Here is a 14,646-nt window from a genome sequence, read left to right on the forward strand (position 1 = left end):
GGGGGGGGGGGGGCGGGGGGGGGGGGCGCCGCGCCCGGGGGGGGCGGCGGCGGGGGGGGCGCGGCCGCGGGGGGGGGGGGGGGGGGGGGGCGGGGGGGGGGGGGGGGGGGGGGGGGGCGCCCCCCCCCCCCCGCGGCAGGGGTCGGCGCCCGCGCGGGCCGCAGCAGTGCCCGCGCGGAGCCGCCCTCAGTCATCACCGTCGTCGCCCGGCCCGTCGTCGTCATCACCGTCGTCGTCGGACCCATCGTCATCGCCGCCGGTCACGGGGGGTGGCGGCGGGACGACGACCCTCGGGGCGGGCTGCCGCGGCGCGGCGGCGGGCGGGGCCGGTGGCGAAGTGAAGGTGGTGGGGGTGGTCGTGGGTGCTTGCGTGATCGACTCCGCGACCGCGGCCGGGGACGGCGTGGTCTGACCGCCGATCCGCACCTCGGCGGGCACGCTCGGCCGCGACTCGTCTGCCAGCGCGTAACTGGCCACTGCCGCGCCGAGGGGCAGCGCGAGCACCGCGATCAGGACCACGACCCGAGGGCTGACTGTCATGGCTCCACCTTCTCCCGCCCGCCGAAGCGGCGGATGAGTCGGAGATGAAGATTCGTTCACGCAACGTACCTCCGCGTCCCCGCTGCCGCCGGACGCGCTCACCGGCTGACCACACCGGTTCGGGTGAGCTTGTTCCAGCGCGCGGGTGTCCCCCGCGCCTCGGCGGCCAGCGCGGCAACGGTGACCAGGCTCATCAGCACCGAGAACAGCGGCAGCACCGGAAGGACGTAGAGGTAGCGCAGGTCGCGGCCCGCGCGGTCGAGCGCCACGGCGAAGCAGATCGACGCCAGCGCGGACCCGAAACCCAGCCACAGCACCACACTGAGCAGGTCGCCGGACACCGGGGAGGCGCCGAGAGCGACCAGAACCGCCACGAGCGCGAGGGCGGTGAGTTGCAGCACCGGACCGACCAGCATGGCGAACGCGTTGACCGGCAGGTACCAGCCGAGCAGGCCGTAACGGCGCCGGCCGAGCATGTCCCGGTGCAGCTTGACGGTCTGGATGTGGCCGCGGGTCCAGCGCACCCGCTGCTTCCACAATGCGGCCACTGTGGACGGTACCTCGGCGTAGACCACGGCCCGGGGCGCGAAGTTCACCCGGTAGCCCGCGCGGTGCACCCGCCAGGTCAGCTCCAGGTCCTCGCCGATGAAGCCCGGGGCGAACCCGCCGATCTCGGTGAGCACCCGGCGGCGGAACGCGCCGCAGTTGCCCGAGACGATGGACAGGCAGCCGATCCGGGCGAGCGCGCGGCGCACGAACGCGGTGCCGTGGGTCAGCAGGGTCAGCAGGTGGGTCTGGGCGCGGTCGAGGTTCACCGGCTCGTCGTTGCCGCACACCGCGCCCACATCGGACCGGTCGAACGCGCGCAGCATCTCGGTGATGGTGCGGTCGGTGAACACGCCGTCCGCGTCGACGAAGAACAGGATCTCGCCGCCGGTCTGCGCGATCCCGGTGTTGAGCGCCGCGGCTTTGCCCGCGTTTCCTTGCGCCACAATGGTTACCCCGGGAATCCTGGCGTAGCCGCACATGATCTCGAAGGTCTCGTCGGTGGAGCCGTCGTCGACCAGGACCAACTCCATCCGCGGATACCCGGTGCGCAGGATGGAGTCGACGCAGTTCACCAGCACGCGGGCCTCGTTGTAGGCGGGCACCACGACGGAGATCAGCGGGACGGCCTCGTCGAACACCGGCTCGCGCCGCCGTCGGGCCTCGAAGGCGAGCGCCAGCGGGTAGTAGACGAGTTCGACCACGCCGATGACCAGGGACGGCGCCGTGCACGCGAGCAGCAGCCAGCCGAGGGCGGCGCTCACCCGACCACCGCGGCGTACTCGGCCAGCAGCGCGTCCACCACCGCGGGCGTCCGTCCACTGTGGGCACCCAGGCGCGCGTTGACCTCCAGTACCACCGGGTTTCCGTCGGCCCGCCGCCGAATGTCCACATCGGCCGGTCCGCTGATCCCGACGACGCTCGCGGCGACCCGGGCGAGCAGCGCCACGTCCGGCTCGGCCACCCGGCGCACCGCGACGGCGTTGCCGGTCTCGCCGTGCGCCAGGGCGGTCTTCTCCAGCACGTCGACCACGTCGTCCTCCGGGCGGGCGGCGAGGTAGAGGTTCACCGCGTATTCCGTGCCGGGCACGAACTCCTGCACGATCCGGTCGTCGTCGGCCACCAGCAGGGTCCGCGCGCCCGGCCGGTGCACCCGCACGCCCCGCCCGCCGCGGCCGACCCGGGGCTTGCTGAGCCAGGTCGTGTCGCAGTGGGCGAACACCGCGGCGGCGGACCCGCCCGGACACGACCGGGGCACGGCCACCCCCGCGTCCCAGAGCAACAAGTGTGTCAGCCACTTGTCGTTCGCCACCTCGACCGCGGCCGCGCGCGCGATCACCACGGTGACCCCGACGTCGGCCGCGGCCAGCACCGGCAGTTCCTCGCTGACCGTCGGCACGATCAGGTCCGCGCCGTGCCCGGTGGCGACCGCGCGCAGGGCGTCGAGGAACCCGGGGTCGCCCGCGGCGGGCACCCGGGCGGTGCGCACGCCGGGCAGCGCCACGTCGGCCATGTCCACACCGGACACCGCGAGCCCGCGGTCGAGAAGCTGCCGGGCGAGCGAGCGCCCGGACGGCCCGCCGACCCCGGTCACCAGGACACGGGTCACCACCGGTCCGCCGGTCCGCCGAGGAACCGCACCGGCTCGTAGCCCTCGGCGTGGCGCACCTTGGCCTGCGCGCCGCGGAACATGGCCAGCCCCTGGACCTGTTCGGCGCCCATGTAGGGCTTGCCGCGCTGGTCGCGGTGCGCGGCCACGGCGGCGACCTTGACCCCGAGGTGCTCCTCGACGTCGACGAACATGCTCGGCCGGAACTCCGGGGTGGCCGACGGGCTCTCGTAGCACAGGATCGAGGAGTGCCGGCGGGCCGCGCGCAGCGTCGCCAGGTGCACCGCCCGGTGGTCCTGGTGCTGGTCGTTGCCGGAGTGGGTCAGCACGATGTCCGGGTTGAACCGGTCGAGCACCCGCTCGATGGCCTCGACCAGCCCGTTCTCGTGCTCGCCGAGCCGGGTGTCCGGGAAGGACAGCACGTCCACGCCCGCGAGGCCGAGCAGCCTGCCCGCGGCGGACACCTCGGCGGGCCGGGTGGTGCCGTCCCCGCCGCGCTCGCCGCTGCTGAGCACCAGCGCCCGCACCTCGTGTCCGGCGTCGACCAGCTTCGCCAGGGTCGCGCCGCAGCCGAGTTCCACGTCGTCGGGGTGCGCGCCGACGGCGAGCACCCGCCGCGGCCGGGCCACGCCGGTCCGCTCGATCCGGTTCCGGTGCACGAGCAGGCCGAGGCCGCCCAGGGCGAGCAGGGTCGCCAGCGACACCAGCGGCTCGGCGGTGAACCCGCCGCCGCTCCGGGTGGCGTAGTAGAGGTTCGCGGGAAGCAGCACGGCCACGCAGCCCGCGACGGCCAGCAGCACCCGTGTGGGTCTGCGGACCCGCCTGCGGAGCAGGTCGCGGCCGATCACGGCCCCGACCGCGGCGAGGCCGACCGGCACCGCCAGCACCGCCGAAGCGCTGATCATCATGAGCGAACCCCGTCCTGTCAGCCTTCTCGTGTCGACGATGACTGTCGTCGGCCACGATGAGCCCAGGCTGAGGGTTGGATGAGCGAATCCTCATCCGGGAGCGCCGTGCACCGACACGGCGTAGTTGCCGCCCGGGGTGAACGGGGCCCGGTCCCAGGTAGCGAAGCGCCGCACCAGGGTGAGTCCGGCCGCGGCGGCGTGGCCGTCGTAGTCCGCCTCGGTGTACCCGCGGTCGAGGCTGAACCCGGCGACGAGCAGCCCGCCGGGCGCCACGTGCCCGGCGACGCCCGCGACCAGCGCCGCCCGCGTGCCGGGCGCGGTGAACAGCGGCACGTTGCCCGCCATCACCACCACGTCGAACCGGCGCTCCAGCGCGAGCGCGGCGAGGTCGGACGCCACCCAGGTGATCCCGGGCGCCCGGCCGCGGGCGGTGGCCAGCATCGAGGCGTCGACGTCCACGCCGACGACCTCGATGCCGTGCCGGGCCAGTTCGATCGCCACCCGGCCGGTGCCGCAGCCCGCGTCGAGCACGGTGGCCGGGGCGAAGGCCAGCACGAAGGCGGCCTCGCCGTGCACGTCCTCGCCGGACGCGGCCAGGTCGTCGAACCGCCGCTGGTAGTCGTCGCCGTCCCAGGTCATCGGGTCATCCTTGCCGATGACGCGCGGATGCGGTGGTGGTCACGCACAGTGCCGGTGGGCACGGCGGGAGATGCGGCCGCCCGCGGGCGGCGGTGACCATGGGTACGCGGGTGGCACGACACGGGGGCCGTCGGTGTCCGGCGCCCCGCACACTGTGCGAGGGATGGTGCCCACCGTGCCCAGACTGCTCCCGGACCGCTCGCGGCGCAGGCACCTGGCGATCTACCTGCTGCTGGTCGTCGTGCCGGTCGGACTCACCCTGGTCGGCCTGAGCGGCGTCCCGTCCGGCGGCGAGCCCGCCCCCGACGCGGGCGCGGGCGGCACTGACACCTCCTACAAGCTGATCCTCACCATCGCCGTGGTCACCGCGCTGGCGCACGGCGCCGGGCTGCTCGCCGCGCGGCTCGGGCAGCCCAGGGTCGTCGGGCAGATGCTGTCGGGCCTGCTGCTCGGGCCCCCGGTGCTCGGCGCGCTGGCGCCCGCGGCGCGGGAGTGGCTGATCCCCGAGCAGATCGTCGGGTCGCTGGGCATCCTGGCGCAGCTCGGCGTCATCTTCTTCATGTTCCTGGTCGGGCTCGACCTGCCGATGAGCACGCTGCGCCGCAGCGGCCGGGCGGCGCTGACCATCGGCCACGCCGGCGTGACGCTGCCGTTCCTGTGCGGCGTCGCGCTCGGCCACACGCTGCTGGCCGACCTACGCCCCGACGGGGTCGACCAGCAGACCTACGCCCTGTTCTGCGGGCTGGCGATGAGCATCACGGCGGTCCCGGTGCTGGCGAAGATCCTCGCCGAGCGCGGCCTGCTGACCGGGCGGACCGGTGTGCTCGGCATCGCGAGCGCGGGCATCGGCGACGTCACGGCGTGGTGCGTGCTGGCGCTGGTGCTGGCGATGGGCAGGCGGGCGGACGGCGTGGCCGCGATCGCGCTCACCGTGGGCCTGGTCGCGGTGTTCGGGCTGGTGATGGTCCTGGTCGTGCGGCCCGCGCTGGCCAGGCTGCTCGCCCGGCCGGGCAGACGCGAGACTGTCGCGGTCGGACTGTTGCTGCTGGTGCTGCTCTCCGCGTGGAGCACGCACGAGATGGGCGTGCACGCGGTCTTCGGCGCGTTCCTCGCGGGCGTGGTGATGCCGCGCGGGGTGCCCGCGGTGGGCGGCTTCGCGCTGCGCCTCGACGGGGTCACGCACTGGCTGCTGCTGCCGCTGTTCTTCGCCTCCGTCGGCCTGCGGCTCTCCCCCGACGCCCTGGACTCCGGGCGCGCGTGGCTCACCGCGGGAGTCGTGGTGGTCGTGGCGATGGCGGCGAAGTTCGCGGCCACCGTCGCCGCCGCGCGGGGGCTGGGCATCCCGTGGCGCGAGTCGATGGGGCTCGGCGTGATGATGAACTGCCGCGGCCTGACCGAGATCATCATCCTGGACATCGGGGTGTCCGCCGGGCTCATCACCGGCGAGCTGTTCACCATCATGGTCCTGATGGCGCTGGTGACCACGATGGTGACCGGGCCGCTGCTCTCGGCGCTGCGCCTGGGCGCGGCCGAGCGCGCACACCAGCCGGTATGACGCGGTCCCTGGTGGACCAGGGACCCGAACAGCCCGGAGCCCGGCGGACTCGTGGTCCGCCGGGCTCCGGTCGTCCATTCAGGAACGCGCCGCCGAGACAAGCGGCGGTATGAAAAACAACTCGGTGAACCGGTCGAGCAGCATGGGGTCGCCGACCAGGCTCACCTGCCCGCTGGCCAGCGCCTCGACCGGCAGGATCTCCCGCGACAGCAGCAGTTTCAGCATCGGGCCGGGGTCGAGTACCAGGTCCGCGTCCGGCAGCGGGCCCTCGGCCGCGTGCAGCACGCCGTCCTCGACCCGGGCGTGCACGACGACCTCGCCGAGGCGCAGCTCGAAGGACGCCGTCACCGAGCGCGCGGCGTCGGCCTGGAAGCACGAGCGCAGCGCCATCACCACCCCGTTGCTGGTGATGATCTCCTCGGGCCGCGGCTCGTTGAGCGACAGGGCACCCCAGCGGCCCAGCGCCATCACCACGTCCTCCAACGCCTGGCCGTACTCGGTCAGCTCGTAGACGACCGTCCCGTCGGCTGCGGGGTCGCCCTGGGGCCGCACGACGCCGAAGTGGCGCAGCTCGTGCAGGCGGGAGCAGAGCACCTCGGCCTGCGCCCTTGGCAGCCCCTGGAGGAGCTGGGCCACGCTCTTGGGGCCTACCAACAGGTCGCGGATGACCAGCAGCGCCCAGCGCTCGCCGACCATCTCCGAGGCGCGCGACAGACCGCAGTACTGGCCGTAGGTCTGCCGGGTCATCGTCTGCAGCTCGGAGATGATGCCCTCGATCCGCGTGGTGTCCACGGCTTCCAGGACGGCCGCCTCGGGGTCGAACTCGTGCAGGTCCGACCGGGTGCCGTTCGCGGTCAGTCGGAACCGATCGCTGGTGATCGTCACGCCCTGCTGGTCCACGACCAGCTTCCACCGGTTGTCAGTCATCGCCCGTGTCCAATCCGTCTCGTGCCCCGCACTCCATGACGTGTCGTCGCGCGCCTGGCCTGCGGCGGGTCCTGCTTCGACTCGACCAGGGGTCTCGGCTTCCTGCCGTTCCATCGTGCTCCGGCGCGACCACACCGCGCATCCGTCTGATTGCGCCGCCATCGCGGCGGTTCCGGCCGCCGACTCCGCGATCTCGGGTGAAACCCATGCTGGCAAACAGATCCAGCAGGCGACAGGGACCTCGCCATGATCGCCTCGTGCCGTTCTCACCCCGGATTCATGACCTGCTCACGCCCGCCCCATGTGACATCCACACCGAACTGGTGACGCCCCCACTCGACAAGTGAGCATTGTGGGAGAACGGAAACGGTAGCCACCGCGCGCACCCGGTCTTACCGTGGGAGGCAAGGGAAATTGCCGACCTTTCAAGGGAGCGGGCGATGGACGCGAGGATGAATGTCCCGGCGCGGGGCGCGGAGCGCGCGATGACCACCGCGGGCAGGCAGGCGTTGCTGGACACCGCCGCAGGCCGCGTGGTGTTCCACAATGGACTGTGGGGCGGTCCGGCCGGGTATCTGTGGCGCGGTACCGACGGCGCGGCGGCGGGCCGGTTGCCACAGTGGGAGTCCGAGCAGCTCGACCTGTTGGTACAGCGGAGATTGGTGACCGTCCGCCCTGGACCGACCGGTCGACTCGACGTCGCGGTCGTGCCGACCCGGGCGGGACTCGCCGCCCTGGGCCTGGAGAATCCGCGCGCGGCCTGAGCGGCCTCAGGTGTCGAGAACGGACCCGGTGGCCGCGCGGATGATCTTGAGCGCCTCGTCGACGTGCTCGCGGTGCGTGCGGTGGTTGAGCACGCACATCCGCAGCGTGTGCCTGCCCTCGACGCGGGTGCTGGTGAGTGCCACCCGCCGGGAACCGTTGACGGCCGCCAGAAGTCGGCGGTTCACGGCGTCGCCGCCCGCGGCGCGGAAGACGTGCACCGTCAAGTCCGGTGTGGACGTCGACAGGCCCGGGATGTCGCGCAGTTCGCGGTCCACCAGCTCGGACAGATCGAGCTTCTCGTCGAGCGCGGCGCGGAAGGCGCCCGCGCCGTGCAGGTGCAGCGGAAGCCACAGCCGCAGGCCGCGGTACTCGCGGCTCAGCTCGGTGCCGAGATCGGCGTAGTTGGGCAGTTTCTGGTCCAGGTAGAGGTCTTGCAGGTAGTCCGCGTCCGCGGTGAACGGCTCGCGCAGCGTGCGGCCGTCGCGGACCAGGAGAACCCCGGTGGTGTAGGGCAGGAACATCGACTTGTGCGGGTCGAGGGTGATCGAGTCGGCCCGCCGCACGCCTGCCAGCTTCGCCCGGCCCCGTTCGGTGAGCTGGAATCCGCCACCGTACGCGGCGTCCACATGGAACCAGAGCCCGTGTCTGCCCGCGACTTCCGCGAGGTCCGCCAACGGATCGACGGTGCCGGTGTTGGTCGTCCCCGCCGTGCCGACCAACAGGAACGGGCGTCGCCCGGCCGCCAGGTCGGCCACGATGAGTTCCTCGGCCGCCTGCGCGTCCATGCGCAGGTCGGCGGTCACCGGCACCGTGCGGATGCACTCGGGGCCGAACCCCGCGATCCCGGCCGCCTTGGCGACGCAGTGGTGGGTGTGCTCGGTGACATAGAGGGTCCCGATTGCCGACAGCCCGCCGAGCACCGCGTGCCTCGCGGCGACGATCGCGGACAGGGTGCCGGTGGACGCGCCGGTCGTGAGCAGGCCGTTCGCCCCGTCGGGCAGCCCGAACTCGGCGCACAGCCAGCGGATCACGCTGTGCTCCATCGCGACCAGCTCCACCGCCATCGAGCCCGAGCCGGTGTACCGGTTCACAGTGCGCGCCAACAGTTCCGCGACCGCCGAGGAGAACACCCCGCCGCCGGGGAAGTAGGCGTAGCACCCCGGGCCCGCGGTGTCCACGGCCTGCGCGGCCGCGGCACCGAATGTCCCAAGTAGACGGTCGAAGTCGCCGGGGCCCTCGGCGGGCGGGGCCAGCAGATCGGCCGCCCCGCCCACCGAGACGTCCACGGCGGGGCCGTCGTTCAGCGAGCCGATGAAGTCGGCCACGAACGACGTCGCCGACGCCATCATCGCCACGATCTCGTCCCGACTCGGTTCCAGCGGATAAGACATCGGTCCCCCGGTCTCGTCGGAACGGCTCAACTGGCCTGGCGCGGCGCCACCGGCATCCTGGACTCCGCCGGACGCGCCGCCGGGTGGGTCGTCTCCAGTGGCGGCAGCGGGAAGGCGTAGCGCCGCCCGGGGTACATCACGGGACGCCGCCAGTCGGAGTAGTCCAGCGGGACCAGTGAGTGCCGATGCCTGCGGGTCGCGTCGATGGTGGCCGCGCGCAGCGACGAGTCCTTGCCGCTGGCCTTGGCGATCTGCTCGATCCGCGCGGCGCCGAAGTTGATCGGCGCCGCCTGGCTGAACTCCTGCGCGCTGACGTGCAGCCAGCCCTCGGTGTCGGCCTTGATGCCGTCGGCGAGCCCGCGGATCGCCTGCGCCGCACCGACTCCGGTGTCGCGCGCCTGCCAGTACGCCAGCACCCGGGCACCGTGGCCGACCATGCCGGTGATGGCGCCGCCGCTGGTCATGAAGTGCCCGTTGCCGAACGAATCGCCCGCCACCACCCCGTTCGGGGCCACCAGCGCGTCCTTGCCGACCCGCTCGATGACGCTGAACAGCTTGGGCCCGTAGTTCATCTGCACGCCCTTGAGATCCTCCTTGGGGATCTCCAGGATGTGCGCGGTCTGCTCCAGGTAGAAGTCGCGGAGCAGGTGCTGGTAGCCCGCGTAGTACTCGGCCGAGTCCTGGTCGGTGCCCGCCGGGACGAGCCCGGCGAGGATCGGGTCGAAGGTCTTGAAGTCGGGCACCTGCACGAGCACCCAGCCGACCGCGGGGTCCGCCTCGTGGCCGACCGCGATCTGGCGCACCCAGTACTCGCTGCCCTCCTTGTCGAACTCCGAGGCGATGCGCCTGCGCAGCCTGCCGTCGACCAGCACGTCGAGCAGACCGGCCAGATAGTCGGCCTGGGCCACGACCGGGCCGCGGCCGTCCTGGTGGTCGACGGTGACGTCCTCCTGCTCGAAGCCCAGCCGCGCGGCGTCGGTGCTGTCGAAGCCCTGCGCGATCATGAACACCTCGGGCACGCCGAGGTCGATCACCTCGGTGCCGGGGGCGCGCAGGCGGCGGAACTTGCCGCGGTAGTCCAGTTCCCGGATCGTCTCGATGCGCACGTTCTTGCGGCCGTCGGGGCCGTCGGCGAAGCCCGCCTCGCCGCCGCCGCGGCGCTTGGGCCGCGCGACGGGGTCCGGGCCGGTGAGCACGCGGTGGCTGGTGAACAGCCGGACCCGGGGCTCCGCGACGCCGTTGGCCAGGTCCAGCGCCTCGACCGCCTCCAGGTAGCGGCGCAGCAGGATCAGCACGTCGGCGGCGCGGGCCTGCAACACCGACGGCCCGTCGAGCACCTCGACCATGTCCGCGCCGAGGCGCCCGGCGTCCGGCTCGCCGGGTGGCACGGCCGAGTCCAGCACGGTGACCACGCGGTTCGGCACGCCGTCCTTCCACCGGTCGTCGATGAACTCGGTGTGGTGGATGGTGCCCGCGATCCGGGCCTCGGCGTTCATCGCGCCGAGGAAGCCGGTGAGGACGTCGTCGGCCGCGACCGGGCCCGCGGGCCAGTCCGACCGGTAGAGGCTCTCGGCAAGCCGCATGAGCCTGCCGTCGCCGCGGCGGGGCACACCGGCCTCGCCGTAGCGGTCGAACATCATCTGGTCGATGACGCCGAGGTGGTGGTAGAGCTCCTCGCGGATGTTCCAGTGCACCCCGAGCGACGGGCAGCCGCGCACGTCGACGCCCACCGCGCGCTTGCCCATGGCCACCGTCCAGAGCATTCCCATCATGTTCGTGCCGCCCAGGCCCAGCGCCAGGAAATCGGGATCGCGCACCCCGGTCAGATCGTCGGCCTGGTCGGCCGGATCGATCCGGGAATCGTCGAGGGAATCCGGCGCGGACACCGACGCGGCCGGTCCGAGCACGGTCATCCCTAACACCAGGCCGACGAACGCGACCACCGCGCCCACGATCAGCGCTACGTGATAAGTGCCGGTCGCGGCGATATCAGCCGCGAAACCCAGCACGATGACGATTGCCGTGGCCACCCCCAGCGCCAGTCGCTGCCACGGACGGGTCGACCTGTCGGTCTGGCTCATTTCACGTTCCTCACCGGTAGCCGCCAAACCACTGTGGGGCAAATTCGAATGAGCGCGCCGCAGTGGTCCTTCGCTGTTTCCCAGTTCAGTGTCGCGCCCGGCTCCCGCCACCCGCGTCTTATATCGTGCGCACTCTCGGCACTGTGTGCCACGCCATTCCCTGGCACCCACGGAGATGTTTCCCGATAAGTCCGCATGAGACGATCACCAGGCCGACCGGACAATTGAAAGCGGCCGGGAAATTCGGCGGACACACCACGTGAATACGCGGGAGCAACCCCATGATCTTCATTCCTGGTCAGACCATCGTCCGGCGCTACTTCCGCGCCGAGCACATCACGATGGTGCAGGCGTGCCGGGTGGTCGGCGACGACGAGCGCGGCCTGCTGCTGTGGGTACCCGCGGGCGCGGGCTTCGCCTGCCGGTGGAACCCCGACGGCACCCGGCTGCGCGAGGCGCCGATCGAGCTGATCGCGGCCGCCCCGCTGCGCACGACGCACTGGCGGGACACCGACGTGCTGATCCTGGTCCGGCCGGGGGCCGCGCACTCGGTGTGGTGGTTCTTCACCGCGGGCGAGTTCAGCGGCTGGTATGTGAACCTGGAGTCGCCCAACGCCCGGTGGGGCGCGCACGGCATGGCGGGCGTGGACACCGTCGACCACGCCCTGGACATCGTCGTCGCGCCGGACCGCACCTGGCAGTGGAAGGACGAGGACGAGTTCGCCGAGTCCATCGGACAGCCCGGCTACTGGTCGGCGGGCGCGGGCGAGGAGATCCGCGCCGAAGGCGAGCGCGTGGTCGGTGAGATCGAGGCGGGCCTGTTCCCGTTCGACGGGACGTGGCCCGACCTGCGTCGCACCTGGTCGTGGAGCAAGCCGCTGATGCCGGACGGCAACTGGGCGTGGGGGCGGCAACGGGCGGTCCCCACGAGTCTGGCGGCGTAGGTCCGGTGGCGGGGCCGCGGCCCCGCCACCGGTCACCCGGACGGCTTGGCGGTGAGCCGCAGGCCGACCACGCCCGCGATGATGAACAGGAAGCACAGCGCCTTGAGCGGGGACAGCGGCTCGTCGAAGATCCAGGCGCCGAACAGGACCGTGCCCACCGAGCCGATGCCGGTCCACACCGTGTAGCCGACCGCGATGTCGATGCTTCTCATGGCCAGGCTGAGGAAATAGACCCCCGCCACGCCGCCGACGACCGCGACCACCGACCACCACAGGTGCGTGAATCCGTCGGAGCCGTTGGTGCCGAGGGCGAACACGATCTCGAACGCCGAGGCGACGAGCAGGTGGGTCCAGGCCCGCGAGGACCCCGCTGGCGCGGCGGCGCGGGCCGGGGCCACGGACTGAGACGTGGCGACGGACTCAGACATTGGCCGCCACCCGCAATCCGATGACACCCAGGACGATGGCGGCGAAGCAGGCCGCGCGGGCGGGGCTGAGCCGCTCGCGGAACAGCACGACCCCGGCCACCACGGTGCCCACCGCGCCCAGGCCGGTCCAGATCGTGTAGCCGACCCCGACGTCGAGCGTGCGCAGCGCCAGGCTGAGGAAGTACACACCGGTCGCCGCCGCGAGGATCGTGCCCACCGACGGCCACAGCCGGGTGAAACCCTTGCTGGCGCTGGTGCCCAGCACGAATCCGATCTCGAAGACGACGGCGACACCCAGATAGACCCAGTGCATGATTCGACTCCCCTCGGTGGAATGGCTGCACAGCGGCACGCCGGGGCCGTGCGGCCCCGGCGTTTCCGCGTCGGTCAGATCGCCACCGGCAGGGTCTCCACGCCGCGGATGATGTTCGCGCCGCGGCCCACCCAGCGCAGTTCCGCAGGCTCGCCGACCAGCTTGATCGCCGGGAACCGGCTGACCAGGGTGCCGAAGGCGACCTGGCCCTCCACTCTGGCCAGCGGTGCGCCCAGGCAGAAGTGGATGCCGCCGCCGAAGGCGAGGTGCTGGTTGTTGGTCCGGGTGATGTCGAGCCGGGTGGGGTCGTCGAAGTAGTCGAGATCGTGGTTGGCCGCGCCGATCACGACGAACACCGTGTTGCCCTTCGGGATGGTGACCCCGGCGATCTCGACGTCCTCGACGGTGAACCGCGGAGTGGCGCGCTCGATCGGCCCGTCGTAGCGCATCAGCTCCTCCACCGCCGAGGGCAGCAGGTCCGGCCGCTCGCGCAGCAGGGCCAACTGCTCGGGATGCCGCAGCAGGGCCAGCATCCCGTTGCCGATGAGGTTCACCGTGTTCTGGCCCGCGACCAGCAGCAGCTTGACCGTGCCGAGCAGCTCCCGTTCGGACAGCCGGTCCTGGTCTTCCGAGGCGACGATCAGCGCGCTGAGCAGATCGGGCTGGCTGTCGTAGTCGAGCTGATCGTCCACTTCGGACCGGATACCCGCGATGAGGTCGCTGAGGTAGGCCTCCATCGCGGCGTTGCCCTGCTTGCGGGTGTTGATGGCCTCCTCGCTCATCGGCGGCGTCAGCGCCATCCGCGTCCACGTGCGGAAGTCCGCGCGGTCGCGGACCGGGATCCCCAGCAGCTCGCAGATCACCGTGATCGGCAGCGGCACCGCGAGCGCCGCCATCAGGTCGACCGTGTCCGTGTCGGACACCGCGTCGAGCAGCTCGTCGGTGATCTCCTGCACCCGGGGACGCAGGCCCTCCATCCGGTTGCGGGTGAACGCCTTGCTCACCAGCCGCCGGTGGCGGGTGTGGTCGGGCGGGTCGCTGTTGAGCATGTTCGCCCCGAGCGGGCCCTCGTCCGCCGCGCCCGCGCCCATGCTGCGCAGCCAGTCGGGCGCGCGCCGCACGTCCTTGGAGAGCCGGGGGTCCGCGAGCGCGGCCCTGGCGTCCGCGTAGCGGGTGATGAGCCAGGAACCCAGCCCCATCGGACCCTCGATGTAGTGCACCGGCGAGTCCTGGCGCAGCAGCGCGTAGCTCGGGTATGGGTTTGTCTGGAACGTGTCGCTCCGCAGATCGATCTCGGACATCGATCGACTCCCTTGCAAGGAAACCGTGGAACTCGGACCGCGCGGATCAGCCTTGGATGGGGCTGCTCTGGTGGGAGAACAGCCGCCACTGGCCGTCCTGGTTGACGATGATCCAGGTGGCCCGGATCTGGCGTGCCGGGGCGACCTCGGTGTCGTCGGCCAGCATGATGCCGCCCTGGGTGACGACCATGGCGACGTCGTCGTTGAGGAACTCCGCGGACAGCGGCCACCCGGTCACCCTGGCACCCTGGTAGACGCCTTCGAAGCCCTCGGCCATGTACGACCGGATCTCCTCGCGGCTGGTCAACTGGTTGTCCTGCATGAGCAGGCTGCCGTTCTCGGTGAATATCTCGGCGAAGATGTCGGCGTCGTTGGCCGCCCAGGCCGCCTGGATGCGCTGCGGCACCGTGAGTACGGCTTTCTCGTCCTCGCTGGTGAACGGACCGTAGAACGCGTGGTCCTCCTCGACTCCGGCGGCGGCGAGGATCTCCGTGGCCGTGCCGGGGGAAACCGACTTGGTGGACATGTGCGTTTCTCCTTCTGGGGAACGGATGTGGGTGGTCGGACGACTCACCAGCGCAGCGTGGCGCCCGCGCCGCGGGGACTGTTCTGATACCCGGCCAACAGCCACTCACCCTCACGCTTGACCACCACCCACGTCGACCGCACCGCCAACTCCGGGTCGATCTCCGTCTCCCC

At 72.0% G+C, this 14,646-nt stretch carries 15 protein-coding genes; 3 read left to right on the forward strand and 12 right to left on the reverse strand.

Going from position 1 to position 14,646, the window contains the following annotated elements; genetic code table 11:
* Positions 1-186: 186 nt before the first annotated feature.
* The 5 genes from ACT4N7_RS27460 to ACT4N7_RS27480 all read right to left on the reverse strand — a co-directional run bounded on the left by ACT4N7_RS27460 (position 187) and on the right by ACT4N7_RS27480 (position 4,242).
* Positions 187-540, reverse strand: coding sequence for a hypothetical protein (locus ACT4N7_RS27460; RefSeq protein ID WP_444831766.1), 354 nt, complete (start codon positions 538-540; stop codon positions 187-189).
* A 98-nt stretch (positions 541-638) separates the two neighbouring features.
* Positions 639-1,850 (reverse strand): glycosyltransferase, encoded by a 1,212-nt coding sequence (locus ACT4N7_RS27465; RefSeq protein ID WP_444831767.1) that lies wholly within the window; start codon positions 1,848-1,850, stop codon positions 639-641.
* Positions 1,847-2,695, reverse strand: a complete 849-nt coding sequence (locus ACT4N7_RS27470) for an ATP-grasp domain-containing protein (protein WP_444831768.1) — start codon at positions 2,693-2,695, stop codon at positions 1,847-1,849. The genes ACT4N7_RS27465 and ACT4N7_RS27470 overlap by 4 nt, the downstream gene beginning before the upstream one ends.
* The gene (locus ACT4N7_RS27475) at positions 2,692-3,603 is read right to left on the reverse strand and encodes a PIG-L deacetylase family protein (RefSeq protein ID WP_444831769.1); all 912 of its coding nucleotides are present in this window, start codon (positions 3,601-3,603) and stop codon (positions 2,692-2,694) included. Before ACT4N7_RS27475 ends, ACT4N7_RS27470 begins: the two co-directional genes overlap by 4 nt.
* A 90-nt stretch (positions 3,604-3,693) precedes the next feature.
* Positions 3,694-4,242 (reverse strand): class I SAM-dependent methyltransferase, encoded by a 549-nt coding sequence (locus ACT4N7_RS27480; RefSeq protein WP_444831770.1) that lies wholly within the window; start codon positions 4,240-4,242, stop codon positions 3,694-3,696.
* 175 nt (positions 4,243-4,417) lie between these two features.
* Here ACT4N7_RS27480 and ACT4N7_RS27485 point away from each other — a divergent pair, with 175 nt between their 5' ends.
* The gene (locus ACT4N7_RS27485; protein ID WP_444831771.1) at positions 4,418-5,797 is read left to right on the forward strand and encodes a cation:proton antiporter; all 1,380 of its coding nucleotides are present in this window, start codon (positions 4,418-4,420) and stop codon (positions 5,795-5,797) included.
* 78 nt (positions 5,798-5,875) lie between these two features.
* Here ACT4N7_RS27485 and ACT4N7_RS27490 read toward each other — a convergent pair whose 3' ends face one another.
* A complete protein-coding gene (locus ACT4N7_RS27490; RefSeq protein WP_444831772.1) occupies positions 5,876-6,724 on the reverse strand; it encodes a winged helix-turn-helix transcriptional regulator in 849 nt (282 codons plus the stop codon).
* 440 nt (positions 6,725-7,164) lie between these two features.
* Here ACT4N7_RS27490 and ACT4N7_RS27495 point away from each other — a divergent pair, with 440 nt between their 5' ends.
* Positions 7,165-7,488, forward strand: a complete 324-nt coding sequence (locus ACT4N7_RS27495; protein ID WP_444831773.1) for a hypothetical protein — start codon at positions 7,165-7,167, stop codon at positions 7,486-7,488.
* A gap of 6 nt (positions 7,489-7,494) precedes the next feature.
* Here ACT4N7_RS27495 and ACT4N7_RS27500 read toward each other — a convergent pair whose 3' ends face one another.
* Together ACT4N7_RS27500 and ACT4N7_RS27505 are read right to left on the reverse strand one after the other, a co-directional pair.
* Positions 7,495-8,880 carry a pyridoxal phosphate-dependent decarboxylase family protein gene (locus tag ACT4N7_RS27500; protein ID WP_444831774.1) on the reverse strand — a complete coding sequence of 462 codons (1,386 nt, stop codon included), beginning with the start codon at positions 8,878-8,880 and terminating at the stop codon, positions 7,495-7,497.
* A 26-nt stretch (positions 8,881-8,906) separates the two neighbouring features.
* Positions 8,907-10,961: a hypothetical protein gene (locus tag ACT4N7_RS27505; RefSeq protein WP_444831775.1), complete on the reverse strand. Its 2,055-nt coding sequence runs from the start codon at positions 10,959-10,961 to the stop codon at positions 8,907-8,909.
* Positions 10,962-11,242: 281 nt separating this feature from the next.
* On the opposite strand from ACT4N7_RS27505, the gene ACT4N7_RS27510 reads away from it, so the two are divergent.
* The gene (locus ACT4N7_RS27510; RefSeq protein WP_444831776.1) at positions 11,243-11,905 is read left to right on the forward strand and encodes a DUF402 domain-containing protein; all 663 of its coding nucleotides are present in this window, start codon (positions 11,243-11,245) and stop codon (positions 11,903-11,905) included.
* 32 nt (positions 11,906-11,937) lie between these two features.
* Here ACT4N7_RS27510 and ACT4N7_RS27515 read toward each other — a convergent pair whose 3' ends face one another.
* The 4 genes from ACT4N7_RS27515 to ACT4N7_RS27530 form a co-directional block, all read right to left on the reverse strand.
* Positions 11,938-12,333 carry a DMT family transporter gene (locus ACT4N7_RS27515; RefSeq protein ID WP_444831777.1) on the reverse strand — a complete coding sequence of 132 codons (396 nt, stop codon included), beginning with the start codon at positions 12,331-12,333 and terminating at the stop codon, positions 11,938-11,940.
* On the reverse strand, positions 12,326-12,646 hold the full coding sequence (locus tag ACT4N7_RS27520; protein ID WP_444831778.1) for a DMT family transporter: 321 nt from the start codon (positions 12,644-12,646) through the stop codon (positions 12,326-12,328). The genes ACT4N7_RS27515 and ACT4N7_RS27520 overlap by 8 nt, the downstream gene beginning before the upstream one ends.
* Positions 12,647-12,720: 74 nt before the next feature.
* Positions 12,721-13,947: a cytochrome P450 family protein gene (locus ACT4N7_RS27525; protein WP_444831779.1), complete on the reverse strand. Its 1,227-nt coding sequence runs from the start codon at positions 13,945-13,947 to the stop codon at positions 12,721-12,723.
* Between the two features lie 46 nt (positions 13,948-13,993).
* Complete coding sequence (locus ACT4N7_RS27530) at positions 13,994-14,473, reverse strand: SgcJ/EcaC family oxidoreductase (protein WP_444831780.1); 480 nt, start codon at positions 14,471-14,473, stop codon at positions 13,994-13,996.
* Positions 14,474-14,646: the final 173 nt, after the last annotated feature.

This window comes from Actinokineospora sp. (assembly GCF_052390155.1).
Lineage (GTDB): Bacteria > Actinomycetota > Actinomycetes > Mycobacteriales > Pseudonocardiaceae > Actinokineospora.